Here is a 20,251-nt window from a genome sequence, read left to right on the forward strand (position 1 = left end):
GCGGGATTATGCGCGCCCGTCGGGCCGTATGCGGAGAACGGAGCCACAAGGACGGGGGAACCGGCATCACGGGAGGCGATTGTGTTGCGCCTGACGGCGCCCAGGGCGTTTTTGTCTTTGCCTTTACTGCCGGCACGCTCAGTGCCCGCACAGAGCACCGGCTTGCTTTCATGCAGTCGTCACACAAAAACACGTGAGCATATTCGAAGTACCCTGTCTGTTTTTATTTGATTACATATAGTTCTGAATTTTTTCATTGAACTATATCTGGAAGTCACCATTGTAAGGCTGCGGCTCCTGACGTTGAAGCAGACGACAGCGCCGCAACTCCTTAGAATGCGATCTCACTGAGAGGCCGCACCGAAATCGGTGCGGCCTTTTTTATTTCCGCACACAGAAATCGCGAATGTGCTGCCCACCCTTCACAACGGACAGGCGGGGCATAACCTCCCTTTTACTGTCCTGTTCCGCGTCCGGCCCCGGCGATAAAGGGGCACTATGCAGAATGTCCTTGTTGCCGTCCGCTCTGAACTGGTATACCACGTACCAAATGCGGCACACCAGAACTCCGGACACACAACGGAGGCGCCGCCACCGTAAGAACGACCAAAAGAACAAGGGCAAAACGGCCCAAACTCTTGTCCTGAAAAAAATGACAAGCAGCCCCGCCCGGCTGAGAGAAACCGCGCGTTATCCGCTTTGGGAGGAAGTAATGAGCCAAACTATGGCAGCGCCGCCGGTCAATCCACCGATTCAGACGTCGGACAAGACCCGCTGGATGCAGATCGTCGCCGGCATCATCTGCATGGTCGCGGCGGCCAACATCCAGTACGCCTGGACGCTGTTCGTGCCGGAAATCCAGGCGACGCAAGGCTGGACCCGCGCGTCGATCCAGACGGCCTTTACCATCTTCGTCGTCGTGCAGACCTGGCTGACGCCCATCGAAGGCTATTTCATCGACCGCTACGGCCCGCGCGTCATCGTCGCCATCGGCGGCATCCTGACCGGGCTTTCCTGGATCGTCGACAGCTACGCCAACACGCTCGCCGTGCTGTATGTCGGCTCGGCCATCGGCGGCATGGGCGTCGGCTGCGTCTACGCCACCTGCGTGAACAACGCGCTGAAGTGGTTCCCGGACAAGCGTGGGCTGGCCGTCGGCCTGACCGCGGGCGGCTACGGCGCCGGCTCCGCCCTGACCATCCTGCCGATCGCCGGCATGATCGCCAGCAGCGGTTATCAGTCGACCTTCTTCTGGTTCGGCCTGATCCAGGGCTGCATCATCTTCGCCGCCGCCTGGCTGCTGCGCACCCCGGCCGCCGAGGAGGTGAAGACCTCCAGCAAGGTCGCCCAGAGCCGCCGCGACTACACGCTGGCCGAGGCCCTGCGCACGCCGGTGTTCTGGGTGATGCAGGTGATGTTCATCTGCACGGTGACCGGCGGCCTGATGGCCGTGGCGCAACTGGGCGTCATCGCCCACGACCTGGGCGTCAAGGAAACACCGATCAGCGTGCTCGGCATCACCATGGCCGCCCTGCCTTTCGCGCTGATGCTGGACCGCGTGATGAACGGCATCTCGCGCCCGCTGTTCGGCTTCGTCTCCGACCACATCGGCCGCGAAGCGACCATGTTCATCGCTTTCACGCTGGAAGGCTGCGGCATCATCATGCTCAGCCGCTTCGGCCATGACCCGATGATGTTCCTGATCCTGTCGGGCATGGTCTTCCTGGCCTGGGGCGAAGTGTACAGCCTGTTCAGCGCCACCTCGGCCGACACCTTCGGCACCAAGCATGCGGGCAAGATCTACGGCGTTCTCTACTGCGCCAAGGGTGTTGCGGCGCTGCTCGTTCCGCTCGGCAACCTGCTGATGGAGGCGACCGGCACTTGGGCGACCGTGCTGTACGTGACCGCCGCCATGGACCTGACCGCCGCCTTCTTCGCGCTGTTCGTCCTGAAACCGATGCTGAAGCGCCACCACGCCCGCAACGCCGAACGCGTCACCGCTCCGAAGACCGTTCCGGCCACCGCGACGGCCGGGACCTGAGGTCTCCGCCTCCCACGACCGAACGACAAGGGGGCCACGTCTCGTGGCCCCCTGACTTTTGCGAAGTCCTTCGCAAACGGACGGGAACGATGCCCCAACCGTATCACTCGTCGCGCTGTCCCATGAGCTGGAGCAGCATCTGGAACAGGTTGATGAAGTTCAGGTACAGCGACAGGGCGCCCATGACGGCAAGCTTGCTGTTGGCCTCGTGGCCGTAGCCCTCGGCGTACTGTTCCTTGATGGTCTGGGTGTCGTAGGCGGTCAGGCCGGTGAAGACGACCACGCCGATGACGGAGATGGCGAACTGCAACGCGCTGGAGCCGATGAAGATGTTGACCAGACCGGCGATGACGATGCCGATCAGGCCCATCATCAGGAAGGAGCCCATCTTCGACAGGTCGGCCTTGGTGGTGTAGCCCCACAGGCTCATGCCCGCGAACAGCGCGGCGGTGATGAAGAAGACGCGCGCCACGCTGGCCCCGGTGAAGACCAGGAAGACGGAGGCCATGGACACGCCCATCACCGCGCAGAAAGCCCAGAACAGCCCTTGCAGGCCGCTCGCCGACATCCGCTCGAACCGCCAGGACAGCACCATCACGAAGGCCAGCGGCGCCAGCATGACCACCCATTTCAGCGGCGTCGTGAAGATCGGCACGTACAGCGCCGGCGTGCTCGCCACCAGGAAGGCCACCAGACCGGTCAGGCCCAGCCCCAGCGTCATGAAGTTGTAGACGCGCAGCATGTGCCGGCGCAGCCCCTCGTCGAACGCGGCCCCGAAGGGCCGCGCGGCGGTGTCGTATCGGCTGGCGTAGTAGGGATCGCTCATCGTTTCACCATGGCTGTGTGATTGCTTTGAATTGTGCCGGCGGTCAGAACCACGCCATGCGGGCGTCGCGGGCGTGGGCGAGGATTTCGCTTTCCGACCGCTCGCCGCAGAGCGCGTAGACCGTGTTCCCGACCTGCCAGTAGGCGACCGCGACGTCGCCGATCCGCTCCGCCTGCGGCGCGGTCACCGCGAAGTGGTCGACCTCGCTGGCGAACAGGGTGATCAGGCCCTCGCGCCCGGCGTGGTAGGCGGCCTGGACCGCGATGCCGCCGTCCCAGGACACGGTGCGCAGGCCGTCGGGCACGCGGGCGATGTCCAGTTCGGGCAGCGGCACCGTGACTTCCGGATTGTGCGAATTCAGGCGCTTGAACAGCGAATGGGCGGCGTCCGCGAAGGGTTTGAAGCTGATCTCGCTGTGTTGCGCCTGCTGATGGGTCTGCGCCGCGACGGTGATGTAGTGGGTGGCGGCGTGGGCCGCGGCCACGGGGTTGACCGAAACGGACTCGGCCGTGCCGTGCAGCACCCAGCCGATCCCGATCAGGCAGAGCGCCGCGACGGCGCGGCGCCGTCCGACGGAAGAACCGGCACCCGCCCGCCCCCGCGCCCGGTCGACCATGGCGCCTATGGTGGCACCGATGGGGCGCCGCCACCCGGTCCGGCGCGCGTGCGGCGGGCCGGGGGAGGGCGCCTCCGCCGCGGCCGTGGGCTGGACCGGCGCCGCCTCCGTCATGAACAGGCTGATTTCGTTGCGCAGGCGCATGTCGTGCATGACGCGCGCGGCCGCTTCCGGGTGGCTGGCCAGATAGGCCTCGACCTCGATCCGCCGCGCGGCATCCAGTTCGCCGTCCACATAGGCGTTCAGGTCGATGTCGCTGATGGGGCCGCTGATGGGTTCGCTCATCGCTATTTCACCACGCGTAACGAGGGATGCGACCCGTGGGCCGGCGGGTCCTTCCGCTGCTCGCCGCCGGTCGCGGTCCGCAGCGCATCGCGGGCACGCCCCAGGCGCGACATCAGCGTGCCGACGGGAATGCCCAGACATTCGGCCGCGTCCTTGTAGGTCATGCCGTCCAAGGCGACGAGAACCAGCGCCTCGCGCTGCTCGACGGGCAAGGCCATCAGCGCCGCCATGGTCTGGTTCAGGTGGACACGGCTCAACTGAGGCGCCGGGGCGGCGTCCTCGGCCATGGAGATCAGGGTGCCGGCGGCCTGACGTTCCGCCTGCCGGCGACGCCAGCGGTCGACGAAGGTGTTGTGGACGATGGCGAGCAGCCATTTCCGCAGGTCGCGCCCGTTCAGGTAGGACGCCTCCCCCTCCATCGCCCGGACGAGCGATTCCTGGACGAGATCCTCCGCTTGGTCGGGGTCGCGCATCAGCACAAGCGCGTACCGTCGCAGAACGTCCAGGTGTTGCCCCAACTCGTCTTTCATGACCCCGATGCCCGATCTCTCCCCCGTATACGGGCAGGGGTCACCGATAATCCCGCGTGTTTGAAAAAATCTTCGCAGCGGCTGAAAAGCCCCCTCTCCCATCGGGGATGGGAGAGGGGGTGCAAGCGCCGGTCACGCCGTGGTTTGCGCGCCCATGGGCAGAATGCGCACGCGGCGCCCGGTGGCCGCTGACAGGGCATTCGCCACCGCCGGGCCGATGGGCGGCACGCCGGGTTCGCCGACGCCGCTCGGCGGATCGGCCGAGGGCACCACATGCACCTCGACGCGCGGCATTTCCGTGAAGCGGAGCACCTGATAGCTGTCGAAGTTGCCCTGGTCGACCCGCCCGCCGGTCAGCGTGATCCGCGAGTGCAGGATGGCGCCCAGCCCGAAGCCGATGCCGCCCTCCATCTGCGCGCGGATCTGGTCGGGGTTGACCGGCACACCGCAATCCACCGCGCACACCACCCGCTCGACCCGGAAGCCGCCCTTGCCGTCCGCCGCGACCTCGGCCACCTGGGCGACGAAGGTCGAGAAGGATTCGTGCAGGGCGACGCCGCGGAACCGTCCGGCCGGCAGCGGCCGGCCCCAGTCCGCCCGCTCCGCCGCGAGGTCGAGCACCCGGCGCAGGCGCGGCTGGTTCTCCAGCAGGCCGCGGCGGAACTCCACCGGGTCCTTGCCGGCGGCCGACGCCAGCTCGTCCACCATGGTCTCCATGACGTAGGCGGTGTGCGTGTGCCCGACCGAGCGCCACCACAGCACCGGCACGCCGACGTCGGTGGTGGTCAGCTCGGCCGTGAAGTTCGGCAGCGTGTAGGGCATGTCGGCCACGCCCTCGACCGAGGTGGCGTCCACGCCGTCCTTGACCATCATCGGCTCGAAGGGGGAGCCGCGCAGGATCGACTGGCCGACGATGCGGTGCTTCCACGCCACCGGACGGCCGGCGGAGTCCAGCCCGGCCTTGACCACATGCAGGTACATGGGCCGGTAGCGCCCGCCGGCCATGTCGTCCTCGCGCGTCCACAGCACCTTGACCGGCGCGCGCCAGCCGATGGCCTTGGCGCATTCCACCGCTTCCAGGATGATGTCGGAATCGGGCGTGGCGCGCCGGCCGAAGCTGCCGCCGGTCGGCATGACGTGCAGCTTCACCTGCTCCGGGGCCAGCCCGGCCGCCTGGGCGGCCATCGCCTGATAGAGGTCGGGGATCTGGTGGCCGCCCCACACCTCCAGCAAATCGCCCTGCCGCCGGGCCACCGCGTCGAGCGGTTCCAGCGCCGCGTGGGCGAGATAGGGGAACTCGTAGGCCGCCTCCACCACCTTGGCCGCCCCGCCCATCGCCGCGTCGGCGTCGCCGCGCTTGGCGGCGACGGCGGTCGGCGGCTGCGCGGCGAGGCGCTTGTACTCCGCCATCAGTTCGTCGGAGCCGCGGGCCTCCGCCTTGGAGAGATCCCACTCCACCTTCAGCGCCTCGCGGCCCTTCATCGCCGCCCAGCTGTGCTCGGCCAGTACGGCGACGCCGCGCGTGATCTGCACCACGTCGACCACCCCCTTGACCGCCTTGGCCGCCGTCGCGTCGAAGGACTTCACCGTGCCGCCGAACTGCGGCGGGTGGGCGACCACGGCGGTCAGCATGCCCGGCAGCTTGACGTCGATGGTGTAGGTCTGCCGCCCGGTGGACTTGTCGGCGCTGTCGACGCGCCGGAACGTCTCGGTCCCGATGTAGGTCCAGTCCTTGGGGTCCTTCAGCGCCACGTCGGCGGGCACCGGCAGCTTCGCCGCCGCGTCGGCCATCTCACCGAAGGTCGCGCGCTTGCCGGAGGCGTGGGTGAGCGCGCCGCGCTCGACCCGGATTTCCGGGGCCGGAACGTTCCACGCCCCCGCAGCCGCCTCCACCAGCATGGCGCGGGCGGTGGCGCCGGCGCGCCGGTAGCGCTCGAAGGAGGAGGCCATGGCCGTGGAGCCGCCGGTGCCCTGGGCGTCGCCGCCCCAGGCGAGGTTGCCGTACAGCTTCGGGTTTCCGGAGCCACCTTCGACGCGCATCTGCGCCGGGTCGGCGCCCAGCTCCTCGGCGACCAGCGTGGCGATGCCGGTGTAGGCGCCCTGCCCCATCTCCAGGTGGGCGGACAGGACGGTCACCGTGTTGTCCGGCGCGATGCGCAGATAGCCCTGGAACGGGGTCGGCAGCGGCGCCTTGGCCGCGCGCGGACCGGTGGCGGCCAGCGCCGGCAGGCCGAGCGTCAGCCCGGCGCCCGCCGCGCCGGACAGGACCAGGAAGTTGCGGCGCGACAGCCGCGCCGGGGCCTGCGGCGCGGCCTGCCGGGAGTTGGGGCCGGACAGGGGATTGAAAAAGGAACGCATGGATCAGGCCTCCATGATGCGGGCGGCCTCGTGGATGCCGGCGCGGATGCGTTGATAGGTGGCGCAGCGGCAGAGGTTGCCCTCCATGGCGGCGTCGATGTCGGCGTCGTTGGGCTTGGGGTTGCCGCTCAGCAGCGCGACCGCGGCCATCACCTGGCCGGACTGGCAATAGCCGCACTGCGGCACGTCCAGCGCCACCCAGGCCTTCTGCACCGCCTCGGCGGCCTTGCCCGACAGCCCTTCGATGGTGGTGATCTTCTGCCCCTCGACGGTGCCGACCGGGGTGACGCAGGCCCGGATCGGCGCCCCGTCCAGATGGACGGTGCAGGCCCCGCACTGGGACGCGCCGCAGCCGAACTTGGTTCCGGTCAGGCCGATCAGGTCGCGCAGAACCCAGAGCAGCGGCATCTCGGGATCGGCATCGACCTCATGGGTGCGGTCGTTGACGGTAAGCTTCATCCTACAGCTCCTGGATTGGCCATTCCGGACCGGGGGGTTCGACACGCGAAGGCCTTGGAAACGATGGGGACCGGGATGGGGATCGGCCGCTGCGGCGGTCGAACACCCCACCGGACCGGATGGGGGACGTCCAAGAAGGTGGTGCGACGGTCGCGCCAGGACCAGGGTCAGGCCGCGATTGAGCTGGCCTTAACACAGGTTGCTGGCCTTAACACAGGTTAGTGCCGCAGCGCCCGCGCCGGGCAGACTGGTGGCGCAACGCCGGGAGGTTCCATGATCGACGCGTTCACCGAACGATGCCGGATCGCCTATTTCTCGATGGAGGTCGCGTTGCGGCCGGAGATCCACACCTACGCCGGCGGTCTCGGAATCCTCGCGGGCGACACGGTCCGGTCCTGCGCCGATCTGGAACTGCCGGTCGTCTTCGTCACGATGATCAGCCGTGACGGCTACCTGCGTCAGGCCATCGACGACGCGGGCCGGCAGAGCGAGCAGCCGGATCCCTGGGAGCCCGAGCGCTGGGCCCAGCCCCTCGGCGCGAAGGCCGCCGTCACCATCGAAGGCCGGGACGTGTGGGTGCGCCCCTGGCTGTACCGGCACAAGGGCACGCTCGGCTACGAGGTCCCGGTGCTTCTGCTGGACACCGCGCTCGACGAGAACGCTCCGCAGGATCGCGACATCGGGCATCATCTCTACGGCGGCGGCGATGCCTATCGCCTCCGCCAGGAGATCGTGCTGGGCATCGGCGGCTTCCGCCTGCTGCGCGCGCTCGGCTTCGAAATCGAGACCTACCACATGAATGAAGGGCATTCCGCCCTGCTCGCGCTGGAACTGCTGCACGGCCACCGGCGCCCGAACGGGGGAGCGCCCGATCACCACGGCGGCCACGGCGGCTATGATCCGGAGATCGCCCGGCAGCGCTGCGTCTTCACCACCCACACTCCGGTGGAGGCCGGGCACGACCGCTTTCCCTACGATCTGGTGGAGCGCGAGCTGGGGGACTCCATCGACATCGCCGCGCTGAAGACCCTCGCCGGTCCGGAATCGCTCAACATGACCCGCCTCGCCCTCAACCTGAGCGGCTACGTCAACGGCGTCGCCAAGCGGCACGCGGAGATCTCCCAGCAGCTCTTCCCCGGTTACCGCGTGCACGCCATCTCCAACGGCGTCCACGTCGAGACCTGGACCTGCCGGAGCTTCGCGCGCCTCTATCACAACCATTTCCCGAACTGGAGCCATGAACCGGAGGTGCTGGTGCGCGCCGACGGGCTGGACGATGCGGCCGTGTGGGCCGCCCACATGGAGGCCAAGCGGGCGCTGCTGGACCGCGTCGCCGCGGAGACCGGCACCACGCTGGCGCCGGACGTGCTGACCCTGGGCTACGCCCGGCGCATGACCGGCTACAAGCGCCTCGACCTCCTGTTCGCCGACCTCGACCGGCTGCGCGCGCTGGCGCGGGACCATCCCTTCCAGGTCGTCATTGCCGGGAAGGCTCACCCGAAGGACGAGGTCGGGAAGCGGGTCATCGAGGCGCTGCACCGTTGCGGGCGGGAGCTTGCCGGCACGGTCCCCGTGGTCTTCCTGGCCAACTACGACATGGACCTGGCGCGGCCCCTCACCTCGGGCTGCGACGTCTGGCTGAACACGCCCCTGCCGCCGCTGGAGGCGTCGGGCACCAGCGGCATGAAGGCCGCTCTGAACGGCGTGCTGAACCTCGGCGTGCTGGACGGCTGGTGGATGGAGGCCTGCATCGACGGCACCACCGGCTGGGCCATCGGGGACGCGAACCTCGGCACCGCCGGCGACGACGCCGAGGATCTCTACCGCAAGATGGAAAGCGACGTGCTGCCGCTCTACCATGGCGACCGGGCGCGCTGGACCTGGATGATGAAGCAGTCAATCAGCAAGATCGCCAGCATCTTCAACAGCCAGCGCATGATGCGGCGCTACGCCTCCGAAGCCTATCTGCGCTGACGGGATGCAGGCTGACGGGGCTGGTGCGGCCGGCTGCCGTGGCTCCGCTCCATCGAGCCATCCCGCCCGCCCAAGGACGCCGACGCTGAACAGGGAGGCTGCCATGGTGACGAAGCGCCGATCCGCGCGGGGCTGGCTGTTGAAGGGCATCGACCCGGAGGGAGCCCTGGTCCGGCATGTCGAAGAGGTCGCGGCCAAGGACGGCATCACCGTCGAGGCGTGGGTCGAGCACTGGCTCGGCCTGGTCCTGCAGCATCATTACAGCGTGCAGGCCGATGGGGCGCGTGCGCCGACGGCTGCCGAGCAGGCGGAAATTCTGAAGGCCGATGTGCGACGAAACCTGAAGGCCCTTGAGGACAACCTCAGCCGCATCTATCAGACCGTCGAGCGGACGCATCAGGGCATCGAGAGAGTGGAAGGGGTTGTGAACACCACGGAGGAGCGCGTCCATTCGCGGGAAGAAGGCGCTTCCCGCCGCTCGAAGGACAGGTGAGCCTTGGGCTGCAAAAGCCGGCGAGCCGGTTCGCCTTCAGTAATTCAGACCCAGCCAGGTCTTCACCTGCTCGTGCATGTCGCCCATGAAGTGCTCCCGCGGCCCCTCGCCGGTGACTTCGCCCAGGCTCAGCACATAGGTGTGGTCGGACAGCTCGATGACCTTGCGGATGTTGTGGTCCACCAGCAGGATCGCCATGCCCTCGCGGGCGAACAGGCCGATCCAGTCGAACACCTGCTCGGCGATCTTCGGCGACAGGCCGATGCTCGGCTCGTCGATCATGCAGAGCTTGGGGCGCAGCAGATAGGCCTTGGCGAACTCCACCTGCTTCTGCTGCCCGCCGCTGAGCGCCCCGGCCTTGCTGTCGAGCCGCGCGTGGACGAGGGGAAAATGCTCCAGCATCTCCGCCCAGCGGTCGCGGCCGGCACCGGCCGCCCCGGCCGCCCCGGCCAATTGATTGCGGCGGCGCAGCGGGATGGTCAGGTTGTCGCGCACGCTCATGTGCGGGAACAGGCTGGATTCCTGGGGGATCAGCCCCATGCCGAGCCCGATCAGCTCGTGCGGGCGGATGCCGGTGATGTCTTTGCCGTCGAACAGGATGCGCCCCGCCTTCAGCGCCAGCAGCCCGCAGGCCGCCTTCATGATCGTGGACTTGCCGGCGCCGTTCAGCCCGATCAGCCCGCGCACCGATCCGGCCGGCACCTCCACCGTCACGTTCCTCAGCACGTCGATGTCGGCGGAATAGCCGGCGGTGACGCTCTCCAGGCGCAGCAGGGGATAAAGTTGGGCGCTCATGCCGCGTGCCCTCCCAGATAGGCCTCGATCACCCTCGGATCGTCCAGCACGGCGCGCGTCGGCGCGTCGGCGATGACCGTGCCGGCGTTCATGCAGACGGAGCGCGGGCACAGCTCCACCACGATGGGCATGTCGTGGCTGACCAGCAGGAAGGTCTGCCCCTCCGCGTGCCGGCGCCGCACGAAGTCGGCCATGATGGCGCGCATGGTCGGGTGCACGGCGGCGAAGGGCTCGTCCAGCAGCGCCACGCGCGGCGGCACCATGAAGCAGGTGCCGAACTCCAGCAGCTTGCGCTGCCCGCCGGACAGCTGACCGGCGTCGAGGTTCATCACATGGTCGATGCGCAGCTCCTCCAGCAGGGTGAGCGCCCGCCGCTTCGCCTCCTCCGCCCCCAGCCCGAGCGCCCGGCCGGCGACCAGCAGGTTGTCGAGCGCGCTGATGCGGTTGAAGGCGCGGGTCAGCTGGAACATGCGCAGCACGCCGCGCTGCGCGATGCGGTCGGCGCTGAGCCCCAGCAGCGAGCGCCCGTCCAGCAGGATCTCGCCACTCCCCACCGACAGCATGCCGCTGAGCATGTTGATGAGCGTCGTCTTGCCGGATCCGTTCGGGCCGATCAGCCCGACCAGCTCGCCCGGTTCGACGTCGAAGGAGACGTGATCGACCGCGGCAATGCCGCCGAAGGTCTTCGCCACCTTGCGGATGGAAAGGATCGCCATGCCCGCCTTCCCCTTGTCAGCGCGCGCCGACCGCCGGGCGCGCCGGCGCCGCGGCCCGCCGCCGGGTCAGCGCCAGCCGCACCAGCCCCCACAGCCCATCGCGGAAGAAGCGCGCCACGATGATGACCAGCAGCGCGAAGACGATCAGGTGCCAGCCGCCGAAGTCGCGCACCGCCTCCGACCCCAGATAGACCAGGAAGGCGCCGAGGATGGGACCGACCAGCGTCCCCATGCCGCCGATCACCGTCATGCTGATGACGAAACCCGTCTGCATGAGCAGCCCCAGCTCCGGGCTGACGAGCTGGGCGAAATGGGCGTAAAGCGTCCCCGCCAGCCCGCAGATGGCGGAGCTGGCGACGAAGGCCGCCACCTTCCAGCGCACCACCGGCACGCCGCGGCTGGCCGCCGCGATCTCGTCGTCGCGGATGGCCTGCAGGAACAGCCCGGCCTTGGACTTCAGCGTCAGGAAGATGCCGACCTGCACCGCCAGCAGAACCGCCAGGAACAGGTAGTAGTAGGCCAGCCGGCTCTCGAAGATCCCCGGCACGCTGAGCCCCAGGTCGCCGCGCGTGATGTCGTAGGAATTGCCGACGACAAGCCGCGCGATCTCGGCGAAGGACAGCGTCGTCAGGCCCAGGTACGGCCCGCTCAGCTTCAGCGCCACGCGCCCCAGCACCCACCCCAGCACGGCCGCCGCCAGGATCCCCACCGGGATGCCGACCCAAAAGGGCTGCTCGTACCGGTAGGCCATCAGCCCGGTGCCATAGGCGCCGATCATGGCAAAGGCGGCGGGCGCCAGCGACATCTGCCCGGTGTAGCCGGCCAGCAGGTTCCACCCCGCCGCCTGCAGCGCGAAGTACATGCACACCACCAGCACGCCCAGCCAGTACTCATTGGCGACCACCAGCGGCGCCAGCGCCACCAGCGCCAGGAGCAGCAGCGACGCGGCGAACTCCCGGTTGGCGCGGGTTTCCGAATTGTCGATCATACCTCGCGCCCCCGCTGTCCGAAGAGGCCCTGCGGCCGGACCAGCAGCACCAGAACCAGGATCGCCAGCCCGAAGGTGTCGCGGTAGTCGTAGCTGATGTAGACGGCGGCGAAGCTCTCCAGCACGCCCAGCATCAGGGCGGCGACGAACGCCCCGGCGATGGAGCCCATGCCGCCCAGCACCACCACCACGTAGGACTTGATGGCGGTGAACACGCCGACCTCCGGCGAGGCGTTGATCAGCGGCGCCAGCAGCCCGCCGGCCAGCGCCGCCAGCGCGCCCGCCGCCGCGAAGACCAGGGCGCTGACCTTGCCCGTGTCGATGCCGGCCAGCGAGGCGCCCAGCCGGTTCTGCGCCACCGCCTGGATCTGCTTGCCCCAGAAGCTGTAGCGGATCAGCAGGAACACCGCGGCGACGACCGCCAGCCCGACCGCCGCCGCCGTCAGCCGCTGCCCGCTCATCATGAAGGGGCCGAGCGCCATGCGCGGGCTCGCCACCAGCGACGGGCCGCGCATGGGGTAGGGGCCAACCACCTTGTCCACCAGATTGATCAGCAGCAACGACAGCCCGAAGGTGACGATGATCGCATACTCGTCCCGCAGGTTGCCCCAGGACGAATAGCCGGCGTAGAGCGGTCGCATCAGCGTGTGCTCCGTCGCCCAGCCGAGCGCCGCCCCAGCGGCCAGCGCCACCGGCAGCGCCAGCCACGGGTTGATGCCCAACGCCACGCAGGCCAGCGTGTAGGCGTAGGATCCCACCATGTAGAACTCGCCGTGCGCGAAGTTCACCACGCGCAGGATGCCGAAGATCAGCGACAGGCCGATGGCCATCAGCGCGTAGAATACGCCGGTGATCAGCCCGTTGACCGCGAGGTCGAGCGCCAGCATGCCGTTACCCCCTCCCCGCCAGAACCGCCTCGACCGCTGCGCCGATGCCCAGCACCGCCACGTCCTCGCCCGGCCGCCCGACGATCTGCAGGGATGCCGGCAGCCCGTCCGCATCCTCGCCGCAGGGCAGCGTCAGCGCCGGCATTCCGGCGAGGTTGAACGGGGCGGTGCAGCGGGTCAGCGCGGTGTGCACCGGCAGGCTGGTACCGCCCACGTCCACGCTGGCCGCACCGGCCGGCGGCGCGGTGGACAGCAGCGTCGGCAGCACCAGCGCGTCCGCCCCATCGAGCGACGCCAGCAGGGTGCGCGTGAGGTGCCGGCGCAGGCGCTGCGCCTTGACGTAGTCGGCGGCGCGCAGGAAGCGCCCGATCTCCAGCCGCACCCGCACGTCCTCGCCCAGCCCCTCCGTCCCGCGCAGGGCCAGCGCCTCGTGCCCCTGGGTGGCCTCGGGGGCGATGGTGAAGAACTGCACGGCCGGGGCGAGATCGATGTCGGCGATGGTGCGGTCCTGCACGGTGAAGCCGGCGGCCAGCAGCCGCTTCAGCGCCGCGCCGAACAGCCGCGCCACCTCCGGCGTCACGAGGTCCATGAAGAAGTTCGCCGGCCGTACCAGCCGGAAGCGCCGGCCCGCCAGCGCGGCGACCGGCCCGGTCACTTGGCCGGGGTCCAGCCCCGCCATCACCTCGAACATCAGCGCGGTGTCCGCGACGCTGGCTGCCAGCGGCCCGACATGGTCGAGGGAGGGGGCGAGGTCAAGCACGCTGGTGCGCGGCAGCGCGTCGTAGCTCGGCTTGAAGCCCACCACACCGCAGCAGGCCGCCGGAATGCGGATGGACCCGGCGGTGTCCGTGCCGATGGCGAGTTCCGCCATGCCCGCCGCGACCGCCGCCGCCGAGCCGCCGGAGGAACCGCCGGGCAGCCGCCCGGCCCCACGCGGGTTGCCGACCGCGCCGAAATGCGGGTTGGCGCTGGTGATGCCGTAGGCGAGTTCGTGCAGGTTGGTGGTGCCGACGATGACCGCCCCCTCCGCCCTGAGGCGCGCCACCACCGGCGCATCCTCCGCCGCGACGCGGGGGGCGACGGCCCGCGTGCCGCCGGTGGTCGCCAGCCCGCGCACCGCCACCAAGTCCTTCACCGCCACCGTCACCCCGGCGAGCCGCCCGGCCCGCGCCCCCGCCGCCACGGCGTCGGCCTGGGCGCGCGCCCCGGCCTCGTCCACCGTGATGAAGGCGTTCAGCGCCGCCCCCCGCCGGATGCGGTCAAGCCGCGCGTCGAGCCGCGCCCGCGGATCCAACTCCCCGGCCATGACGCGGCGGGCAACCTCCGCCACGCCCGTCGCCGGTGACGGTGCCGCGGCGTCCGGGAAAGCCAGCGGGGGACGGTCCGGGCTCAGATGCGGGGCATCGTCCACGGCGGGCGCGGCGGCGAAGCGTTCCACCTCCGCGCGGTTCATGCGCAGCCGCTCCGCCCAGAATTCCGCACGCTCGCGGTCCGGCAGCCCGTGCAGCGCCGCCATGGCCTCCAGCCGGGAGGCGAGATTGTCGTCGAAGATCATGCCGACCTCCAAAACCCGCTCCGGGAGAGGGCTTTCACTTCGCCGGCTTGGCCAGCTTGCTCATGTCGAAGGGCATTCCCGGCGCCTGGACCAGCGGGGTCTTGTCCAGCGGCTGCTTCACCTCGGTCACCTGGAAGGTGACGTAGGGGATGTCCACCCATTGCTGGAACGTGTAGCCCGGCTTGTCGGAGTAGGTGATGGTGCCCCGCGTCCCGGTGAAGTTGGTCTTCTGCATGGCGGCGATCACCGCGTCCGGCTCTGTGGAGTTGGCGCGCTTGATGGCGTCGGCGATCACGAACAGCGAGTCCGCGGCCTGGAAGATCAGGCGGTTCGGCTCGTTCTTCGTGCGCTTCCTGTATTCCTCGCCCACCTGCTTGCCGAGATCGGGGATCGGCATGCTGGGGTGGTAGAGGCCGAACACGATCATGTCCTTGCCAGCTTCGGTCACGTTGTCCCAGAAGTCCGGGTAATCGACGATGCCGGCACCGTCGTAGAACCACGTCTTCGCCGTCGGCGCCACGCCCTGTTCATAGAGCTGGTTCATCATGATGTAGGCGCCGGGCGGCAGCATGGCGTTGATCACCATGTCCGGCGGGTTGCCCTTCAGCGCCAGGATGGCCGGGGTGTAGTCCTTCGAGGCGCGGTCCATCCGCTCGTAGCGGTAGCTGACGTTGGGCGCCTTCTCCTTGACGAACTGCGCCAGCGCCTGCGCCTGCCCCAGGCCGTAGTCGGTGTTCTCGGCGAAGGTGACGACGGACTTCACGCCCATCTGCGCGATCACCTCGGCCATCGCGGAGGCCACGCGCGTGTTGTAGTTGTTGGGATTGAAGACCTGCTTGTAGCCCTTCTTGCGGATGTCGTCCGACCAGCCGTTGGTGTTGACGTAGGGGACGTTGTAGCGCTTGGCCACCTCGATTTCCGCCAGCACGTTGGAGCTCTGGTGCTCGCCGGTCAGCGCCACGACCTTGTCGCGGGTGATCAGCTTCTCCGCCGCGGCGCGCCCCTTCTCGGGCACGCCCTGGCCGTCCTCGTAGAGGATCTCGACCGGCCGGCCGAGCACGCCGCCCTGCTTGTTGATCATGTCGCGGGCGATCTCCAGCCCGTCCTTGACCTGGGTGCCCTGCACCACCGAACCCGGCGGCGACTGCGCGATGATGGCGCCGACGCGGATCGGCTCGCCGCCCTGCGCCAGCGCCCCGCCCGACAGGGCGGTCCCGGCCAGCAGGACGGCGAGCCCGACACTCTGTCCAACCACGCTCCTGGACATGCCTCGTCTCCTCCCCGAATTGGTGGCCCGCCGGCGGCGTCTCGCGTATGATTCTTGGTCTGACCGGTCGGACCGCTTCCGCACAATAGTTTGCTGCGCGAACAATCGTCAATCCGGCCAAAGGGAGGAGGAAAGGCGCGCATGGACCAGAAATGGCGCCCGATCACGCAGCAGGTGGTGCAGCGCCTCCAGCGCATGATCGCCGACGGCGAACTGGAGCCGGGCAGCCGCCTGCCGCCGCAACGCGAATTGGCGGAGCGCTTCGGCGTCAGCCGTGCCTCGCTGCGCGAAGCCGTCCTCCAGCTGGAAAGCCTGGGCGCGATCCGGGTGGAGCCGAGCCGGGGGGCCTTCGTCCGCGCCCCTGCGGAACAGCGCCTGCCCGCAGCCGAGCATTGGCGCTTCAGCGACCGCTATTCGGAGGCCGAGGTCTACCAGCTCCGCTACGCGCTGGAGGGCTTCACCGTGCGCCTGTCGGCCCGGCACGCGGCGGCGGAGGACGTGGCGCGGCTGCGCGCGATCAACGCCGCCATGCTCGATGCGCTCACCTCCGGCGATCTGCCGGCGGCGACGGAGCGCGACTTCGACCTGCACATCGCGATCATCGAACTCGCCGGGAACCGCGCGGTGCGGGAAATCATCCAGCTTTACAAGCCGGTGATCCTGGAATCGCAGCGCCTGCCGCTGGGCGACCGCGAGCGCCTGATGGAACCGGTGCAGGAGCACGAGGCCGTCATCCGCGCGCTGGAGCGTCACGACGGCGACGTCGCGGCGGTCGCCATGCGCCACCACATCGCCCGCGCCGCCGAGCGCCTGAAGGTGCCGTTCGCGGCGAGCTGACATCGCCGGATGGAGCCGTCGACGGTGTCTCGTCCGTCGAGGTCAGCCGGCCGGCCCTTCGCCGTGCGCGTCCAGAACAAATCGCGGAACGGCGACCCCGTCCGCACGCCGGTCGAACACCGCACGGACGGGGGCCCCGACCGTCAGGTCGCCGATCCGGGCGTCGACGATGTTGGTGATCAGCCGCACGCCCCCCGCGTCGGCCAGTTCGACCACCGCGGTCACGTAGGGCACGGCCTGCTCCATGTCCGGCACGATGGCCCGCTCGACCACCGAGTAGGAGTAGAGCGTCCCCCGGCCGGACACCGCCACCCAGTCCAGCGCCTGCGAGCGGCAGCGCGGGCAGAAGGGGGTCGGCGGCATGCGGAAGGTGCCGCAGCCGGCGCAGCGCGGGATGGCGAGCCGCCCTTCGGCGGCGGCGTCCCAATAGGGTTTCGTCCAGGCATCGGTGACCAGCTGGAACAGGGATTCCGGCGGTCGTCTGGCAATGCGCCGGTCCATTGTCGTTTCTTCCTTCGTCGCTTCTTCCATCGTCATCTCCGCAGGATCAGGCCGCTGACCGGGATGTTCGACGGCCCGCCGGTCACCAGCGCGAATTCGGCGTCCCGCACCTGGTTCGCGGCGCAGCCGCGCAGTTGCTCCACGGCCTCCCGGACGTGGCTCATGCCCCAGATGTAGCCGCCGGACAGCTGGCCGCCGTCGGTGTTGACCGGGATCGACCCGCCGTCGAAGCGGATGGCGCCGCCGGCGACGAACGGCCCGCCCTCCCCCTTGCCGCAGAAGCCGTAGTCCTCAAGCTGCATGATGACCTGCGAGGTGAAGTGGTCGTAAATCTGGGCCACGTAGATGCCCGCCGGCCCCACGTCGGACGCGGCGTAGAGCCGCTTGGCGACCGCCGCGTGGCCGGAGGAGGCGAAGGTCTCGTCCGGCATGTTCATCCAGTAGATCGACCGCCCCCAGTCCCCCGCCCCGCCATGGGCGGAGGCGTGGACGTAGACGGGCTTGCGCCTCAAATCCCGCGCCCGCTCGGCGCTGGTCAGGATCACCGCCACCGCGCCGTCCGATTCCAGGCAGAAGTCGTAAAGGCAGTGCGGGTCGGCGATCAGCGGCGCCGCCATGTACTCGTCCAGCGTCAGCGGCTTGCGGATCAGCGCCGCCGGATGGGTCACCGCGTTGGCGCGGGTGGACAAGGCCACCTCCGCGAAATGCTCGCGCTTGGTGCCGTACAGGTGCATGTGCCGCCGCGCCAGCAGGGCGAACATGTGCCCCGGCCCCACCAGCCCCGCGGACTGGTAAAAGGCGCTTTCCGGCGAGGGGGCGTAGCTGGTGGGCATGGCGCCGTAGCGCAGCGTGCTCTGCTGCACGCCGCCGACGCAGACCACCACCTCGGCCATGCCGGACACGATGGCCGACGCGGCCAGCCCCACGGCGCCCGCCGATCCGCCGCCGCTGCCGGTCAGGGTCGCGGTGTAGCGGACCTCCGGGATGCCCAGCGTCTCGACCAGGGCGCCGGTGTCGAAGCCGCCGGCGAAATAGGCGAAGCCGTCGATGGCGGCGACGTCCAGCCCGGCGTCGGCGGCGGCGGCGATGATCGCCTTGCCGACCAGCTCGTCGAGCGTCTGCGGGGCGGAGCGTCCGCGCTTGTAGTAGGGCGTCGCCCCCACCCCGACGATGGCGGTGCGGTCGCGGATCGTCATGTCAGCCCCGCGCGTTCGCGGGTGTGGCCGGAACCCAATGGCGCGATCCCGCGACCTCATCCGGCGCGATGGCGTGGTCGAGATGGGCCAGCTCGTCCGGGCTCAGGCGGATGGCAACGGAACCGGCGTTTTCCTCCAGATACTTGACCCGCTTGGTGCCGGGGATCGGCAGGATGTCGTCGCCCTGGTTCAGCAGCCACGCCAGCGCGATCTGGCCGAGCGTCGCGCCGTGCGCCGCCGCCACCGACCGGACCCGGTCGAGCAGCGCCAGATTGCGGGCGAGGCTGTCGCCGGAAAAGCGCGGCGAGGCCAGCCGCAGGTCGTTGGGGCTGAGGTCGGCCGTGCTGGTGATCCGGCCGGTCAGGATGCCCCGGCCGAGCGGGCTGTAGGGCAGGAAGGCGACGCCCAGTTCGCGGCAGGTCGGCAGCACCTCGCGCTCCACGTCGCGCGTGAACAGCGAATATTCGGACTGGAGCGCGGCGATGGGATGGACGGCCTGGGCGCGCCGCAGGATGTCCGGCGGCACCTCCGACAGGCCGATGGCGCGGATTTTCCCCTCGCGCACCAGATCGGCCAGCGCGCCGACCACCTCCTCGATGGGCCGCGCGGGATCGTGGCGGTGCACGTAGTAAAGGTCGATGACATCGGTGCCGAGCCGCGTCAGCGAGGCCTCGCAGGAGCGGCGCATGTGCTCCGGCGAATTGTCGAGATCACGGTCGTGCGTGCTGCCCTCCGGCCCGTCCGGATCGCGGAGGATGCCGAACTTGGTGGCGATCTGCACGCTGTCCCGCCGGCGTCCCTTCAGGAAGCGGCCGATCAGCCGTTCGTTCTCGCCGCGCCCGTAGAGGTCGGACGTGTCGAGCATGGTGATGCCCAGCTCCACCGCGCGGGCCAGCGTGCGCTGGGATTCCGCCTCGTCCCCCTGCCCGTAGAATTCCGACATGCCCATGCACCCAAGGCCGAGGGCGGAGCTTTTCAGGCCGGAGCGGCCCAGATCGACGGTGCGCATCTCAGGCACTCCTCAGGCCGGAACCGGGCACCTTCGCCCCGTTCTCGTAGGTGTAGACGCCCCGCCCGACCTTCCGGCCGGTGCGGCCCGACTTGACCATCTTGACGATCAGCGGACAGGGTCGGAACTTCTCGCCCAGCGTCTGGTGCAGGTAGGTCAGGACCGCCAGCCGCGTGTCCCATCCCGTCATGTCGCCGAGTTCCAGCGGCCCCATCGGGTGGCCGAGTCCAAGACGGAGCGCGGTGTCGATGTCCTCGGCGGTGGCGACGCCGGATTCCAGCATGTACATCGCCTCGTTGCCGAGCAGCGCCGACATGCGGCTGGTCGTGAAGCCCGGCGCCTCGTTCACCACGATGGAGGTCTTGCCGACCGCCTCCGCCCACGCCTTCAGCCGCTCCACCACGGCTTCCTCCGTGGCGAGGCCGCGGATGATCTCGACCAGCTTCATCTTGTGGACGGGGTTGAAGAAATGCATGCCGGCGACCCGGCCGGGACGCTGCGACGCCGCCGCGATCTCGGTGATGCTGAGGGCGGAGGTGTTGGTCGCGATGATGGCGTCCGGCCGCACCACCGGATCGACGGTCCGGATGATCTCGATCTTCACGTCCAGCCGCTCCGACGCCGTTTCCACGACGAGCGCCGCGCCCTCGGCGCAGGCGGCCAGATCGGTCGCCGGGGTGATGTTGGACAGCGTCCGGGCGGCCTCGTCCTCGGTCAGCTTGCCGAGCGCCACCGCGTCGGCCAGGATCTTGCGGATGGCGCCCAGCGCGTCGTCGAGCGCGGCGGCCTTCACGTCGAACAGCGCCACGGGATGGCCGCGCACCGCGAAGGCGTGGGCGATGCCGCGGCCCATGATGCCGGCCCCCACCACGACCACATTGTCAGCGTTCATCGATGGTTCACCTCGTTTCGGCCCGG

Annotated in this window: 19 protein-coding genes; 4 read left to right on the forward strand and 15 right to left on the reverse strand. The window is 69.3% G+C overall.

Translation table 11 applies throughout. The features are described from left to right. Window positions 1-712: 712 nt before the first annotated feature. Window positions 713-2,041, forward strand: coding sequence for an oxalate/formate MFS antiporter (oxlT, locus tag ACSVC7_RS06210; protein WP_448203780.1), 1,329 nt, complete (start codon window positions 713-715; stop codon window positions 2,039-2,041). A 103-nt stretch (window positions 2,042-2,144) separates the two neighbouring features. Here oxlT and ACSVC7_RS06215 read toward each other — a convergent pair whose 3' ends face one another. The 5 genes from ACSVC7_RS06215 to ACSVC7_RS06235 all read right to left on the reverse strand — a co-directional run bounded on the left by ACSVC7_RS06215 (window position 2,145) and on the right by ACSVC7_RS06235 (window position 7,115). Then, complete coding sequence (locus tag ACSVC7_RS06215; protein WP_448203781.1) at window positions 2,145-2,867, reverse strand: Bax inhibitor-1/YccA family protein; 723 nt, start codon at window positions 2,865-2,867, stop codon at window positions 2,145-2,147. Between the two features lie 43 nt (window positions 2,868-2,910). Next, window positions 2,911-3,768: an anti-sigma factor family protein gene (locus ACSVC7_RS06220; RefSeq protein ID WP_448203782.1), complete on the reverse strand. Its 858-nt coding sequence runs from the start codon at window positions 3,766-3,768 to the stop codon at window positions 2,911-2,913. Between the two features lie 2 nt (window positions 3,769-3,770). After that, window positions 3,771-4,298, reverse strand: coding sequence for a sigma-70 family RNA polymerase sigma factor (locus ACSVC7_RS06225; RefSeq protein WP_448203783.1), 528 nt, complete (start codon window positions 4,296-4,298; stop codon window positions 3,771-3,773). A gap of 132 nt (window positions 4,299-4,430) precedes the next feature. Further along, window positions 4,431-6,656 carry a xanthine dehydrogenase family protein molybdopterin-binding subunit gene (locus tag ACSVC7_RS06230; RefSeq protein WP_448203784.1) on the reverse strand — a complete coding sequence of 742 codons (2,226 nt, stop codon included), beginning with the start codon at window positions 6,654-6,656 and terminating at the stop codon, window positions 4,431-4,433. A 3-nt stretch (window positions 6,657-6,659) separates the two neighbouring features. Further along, window positions 6,660-7,115, reverse strand: a complete 456-nt coding sequence (locus tag ACSVC7_RS06235) for a (2Fe-2S)-binding protein (protein WP_448203785.1) — start codon at window positions 7,113-7,115, stop codon at window positions 6,660-6,662. A gap of 273 nt (window positions 7,116-7,388) precedes the next feature. Here ACSVC7_RS06235 and glgP point away from each other — a divergent pair, with 273 nt between their 5' ends. After that, the gene (gene glgP / locus ACSVC7_RS06240) at window positions 7,389-9,089 is read left to right on the forward strand and encodes an alpha-glucan family phosphorylase (RefSeq protein ID WP_448203786.1); all 1,701 of its coding nucleotides are present in this window, start codon (window positions 7,389-7,391) and stop codon (window positions 9,087-9,089) included. A 103-nt stretch (window positions 9,090-9,192) separates the two neighbouring features. After that, window positions 9,193-9,582: a hypothetical protein gene (locus ACSVC7_RS06245; protein ID WP_448203787.1), complete on the forward strand. Its 390-nt coding sequence runs from the start codon at window positions 9,193-9,195 to the stop codon at window positions 9,580-9,582. Between the two features lie 36 nt (window positions 9,583-9,618). Here ACSVC7_RS06245 and ACSVC7_RS06250 read toward each other — a convergent pair whose 3' ends face one another. From ACSVC7_RS06250 to ACSVC7_RS06275, 6 genes are read right to left on the reverse strand one after another with little or no spacing between them, the layout of a single operon-like run. After that, the gene (locus ACSVC7_RS06250; protein ID WP_483508090.1) at window positions 9,619-10,377 is read right to left on the reverse strand and encodes an ABC transporter ATP-binding protein; all 759 of its coding nucleotides are present in this window, start codon (window positions 10,375-10,377) and stop codon (window positions 9,619-9,621) included. Beyond that, window positions 10,374-11,093: an ABC transporter ATP-binding protein gene (locus ACSVC7_RS06255; RefSeq protein ID WP_448203789.1), complete on the reverse strand. Its 720-nt coding sequence runs from the start codon at window positions 11,091-11,093 to the stop codon at window positions 10,374-10,376. The genes ACSVC7_RS06250 and ACSVC7_RS06255 overlap by 4 nt, the downstream gene beginning before the upstream one ends. Before the next feature lie 16 nt (window positions 11,094-11,109). Beyond that, window positions 11,110-12,081, reverse strand: a complete 972-nt coding sequence (locus tag ACSVC7_RS06260; RefSeq protein ID WP_448203790.1) for a branched-chain amino acid ABC transporter permease — start codon at window positions 12,079-12,081, stop codon at window positions 11,110-11,112. Beyond that, complete coding sequence (locus ACSVC7_RS06265) at window positions 12,078-12,968, reverse strand: branched-chain amino acid ABC transporter permease (protein ID WP_448203791.1); 891 nt, start codon at window positions 12,966-12,968, stop codon at window positions 12,078-12,080. Before ACSVC7_RS06265 ends, ACSVC7_RS06260 begins: the two co-directional genes overlap by 4 nt. 4 nt (window positions 12,969-12,972) lie before the next feature. Next, the gene (locus ACSVC7_RS06270) at window positions 12,973-14,523 is read right to left on the reverse strand and encodes an amidase (RefSeq protein WP_448203792.1); all 1,551 of its coding nucleotides are present in this window, start codon (window positions 14,521-14,523) and stop codon (window positions 12,973-12,975) included. Window positions 14,524-14,557: 34 nt separating this feature from the next. Next, on the reverse strand, window positions 14,558-15,790 hold the full coding sequence (locus tag ACSVC7_RS06275; protein WP_448203793.1) for an ABC transporter substrate-binding protein: 1,233 nt from the start codon (window positions 15,788-15,790) through the stop codon (window positions 14,558-14,560). Window positions 15,791-15,931: 141 nt separating this feature from the next. On the opposite strand from ACSVC7_RS06275, the gene ACSVC7_RS06280 reads away from it, so the two are divergent. Next, window positions 15,932-16,627 (forward strand): FadR/GntR family transcriptional regulator, encoded by a 696-nt coding sequence (locus ACSVC7_RS06280; protein WP_448203794.1) that lies wholly within the window; start codon window positions 15,932-15,934, stop codon window positions 16,625-16,627. Between the two features lie 42 nt (window positions 16,628-16,669). Here the strand turns inward: ACSVC7_RS06280 and ACSVC7_RS06285 are convergent, their stop codons facing one another. From ACSVC7_RS06285 to ACSVC7_RS06300, 4 genes are read right to left on the reverse strand one after another with little or no spacing between them, the layout of a single operon-like run. Next, the gene (locus tag ACSVC7_RS06285; RefSeq protein ID WP_448203795.1) at window positions 16,670-17,128 is read right to left on the reverse strand and encodes a Zn-ribbon domain-containing OB-fold protein; all 459 of its coding nucleotides are present in this window, start codon (window positions 17,126-17,128) and stop codon (window positions 16,670-16,672) included. Window positions 17,129-17,160: 32 nt separating this feature from the next. Continuing rightward, window positions 17,161-18,324, reverse strand: a complete 1,164-nt coding sequence (locus tag ACSVC7_RS06290) for a thiolase C-terminal domain-containing protein (protein WP_448203796.1) — start codon at window positions 18,322-18,324, stop codon at window positions 17,161-17,163. Window position 18,325: 1 nt separating this feature from the next. Then, on the reverse strand, window positions 18,326-19,333 hold the full coding sequence (locus tag ACSVC7_RS06295; RefSeq protein WP_448203797.1) for an aldo/keto reductase: 1,008 nt from the start codon (window positions 19,331-19,333) through the stop codon (window positions 18,326-18,328). A gap of 1 nt (window position 19,334) precedes the next feature. Then, on the reverse strand, window positions 19,335-20,225 hold the full coding sequence (locus ACSVC7_RS06300; protein ID WP_448203798.1) for a 3-hydroxyacyl-CoA dehydrogenase: 891 nt from the start codon (window positions 20,223-20,225) through the stop codon (window positions 19,335-19,337). Window positions 20,226-20,251: the final 26 nt, after the last annotated feature.

The sequence above is a fragment of the Azospirillum mesophilum genome (genome assembly GCF_053470405.2).

What these genes read in the sequence shown, in the direction of transcription:
- oxlT (WP_448203780.1), top strand. Translation starts at nt 713, where the DNA reads ATGAGCCAAACTATGGCAGCGCCGCCGGTCAATCCACCGATTCAGACG.
- ACSVC7_RS06215 (WP_448203781.1), bottom strand. Translation starts at nt 2,867, where the DNA reads ATGAGCGATCCCTACTACGCCAGCCGATACGACACCGCCGCGCGGCCC.
- ACSVC7_RS06220 (WP_448203782.1), bottom strand. Translation starts at nt 3,768, where the DNA reads ATGAGCGAACCCATCAGCGGCCCCATCAGCGACATCGACCTGAACGCC.
- ACSVC7_RS06225 (WP_448203783.1), bottom strand. Translation starts at nt 4,298, where the DNA reads ATGAAAGACGAGTTGGGGCAACACCTGGACGTTCTGCGACGGTACGCG.
- ACSVC7_RS06230 (WP_448203784.1), bottom strand. Translation starts at nt 6,656, where the DNA reads ATGCGTTCCTTTTTCAATCCCCTGTCCGGCCCCAACTCCCGGCAGGCC.
- ACSVC7_RS06235 (WP_448203785.1), bottom strand. Translation starts at nt 7,115, where the DNA reads ATGAAGCTTACCGTCAACGACCGCACCCATGAGGTCGATGCCGATCCC.
- glgP (WP_448203786.1), top strand. Translation starts at nt 7,389, where the DNA reads ATGATCGACGCGTTCACCGAACGATGCCGGATCGCCTATTTCTCGATG.
- ACSVC7_RS06245 (WP_448203787.1), top strand. Translation starts at nt 9,193, where the DNA reads ATGGTGACGAAGCGCCGATCCGCGCGGGGCTGGCTGTTGAAGGGCATC.
- ACSVC7_RS06250 (WP_483508090.1), bottom strand. Translation starts at nt 10,377, where the DNA reads ATGAGCGCCCAACTTTATCCCCTGCTGCGCCTGGAGAGCGTCACCGCC.
- ACSVC7_RS06255 (WP_448203789.1), bottom strand. Translation starts at nt 11,093, where the DNA reads ATGGCGATCCTTTCCATCCGCAAGGTGGCGAAGACCTTCGGCGGCATT.
- ACSVC7_RS06260 (WP_448203790.1), bottom strand. Translation starts at nt 12,081, where the DNA reads ATGATCGACAATTCGGAAACCCGCGCCAACCGGGAGTTCGCCGCGTCG.
- ACSVC7_RS06265 (WP_448203791.1), bottom strand. Translation starts at nt 12,968, where the DNA reads ATGCTGGCGCTCGACCTCGCGGTCAACGGGCTGATCACCGGCGTATTC.
- ACSVC7_RS06270 (WP_448203792.1), bottom strand. Translation starts at nt 14,523, where the DNA reads ATGATCTTCGACGACAATCTCGCCTCCCGGCTGGAGGCCATGGCGGCG.
- ACSVC7_RS06275 (WP_448203793.1), bottom strand. Translation starts at nt 15,790, where the DNA reads ATGTCCAGGAGCGTGGTTGGACAGAGTGTCGGGCTCGCCGTCCTGCTG.
- ACSVC7_RS06280 (WP_448203794.1), top strand. Translation starts at nt 15,932, where the DNA reads ATGGACCAGAAATGGCGCCCGATCACGCAGCAGGTGGTGCAGCGCCTC.
- ACSVC7_RS06285 (WP_448203795.1), bottom strand. Translation starts at nt 17,128, where the DNA reads ATGGACCGGCGCATTGCCAGACGACCGCCGGAATCCCTGTTCCAGCTG.
- ACSVC7_RS06290 (WP_448203796.1), bottom strand. Translation starts at nt 18,324, where the DNA reads ATGACGATCCGCGACCGCACCGCCATCGTCGGGGTGGGGGCGACGCCC.
- ACSVC7_RS06295 (WP_448203797.1), bottom strand. Translation starts at nt 19,333, where the DNA reads ATGCGCACCGTCGATCTGGGCCGCTCCGGCCTGAAAAGCTCCGCCCTC.
- ACSVC7_RS06300 (WP_448203798.1), bottom strand. Translation starts at nt 20,225, where the DNA reads ATGAACGCTGACAATGTGGTCGTGGTGGGGGCCGGCATCATGGGCCGC.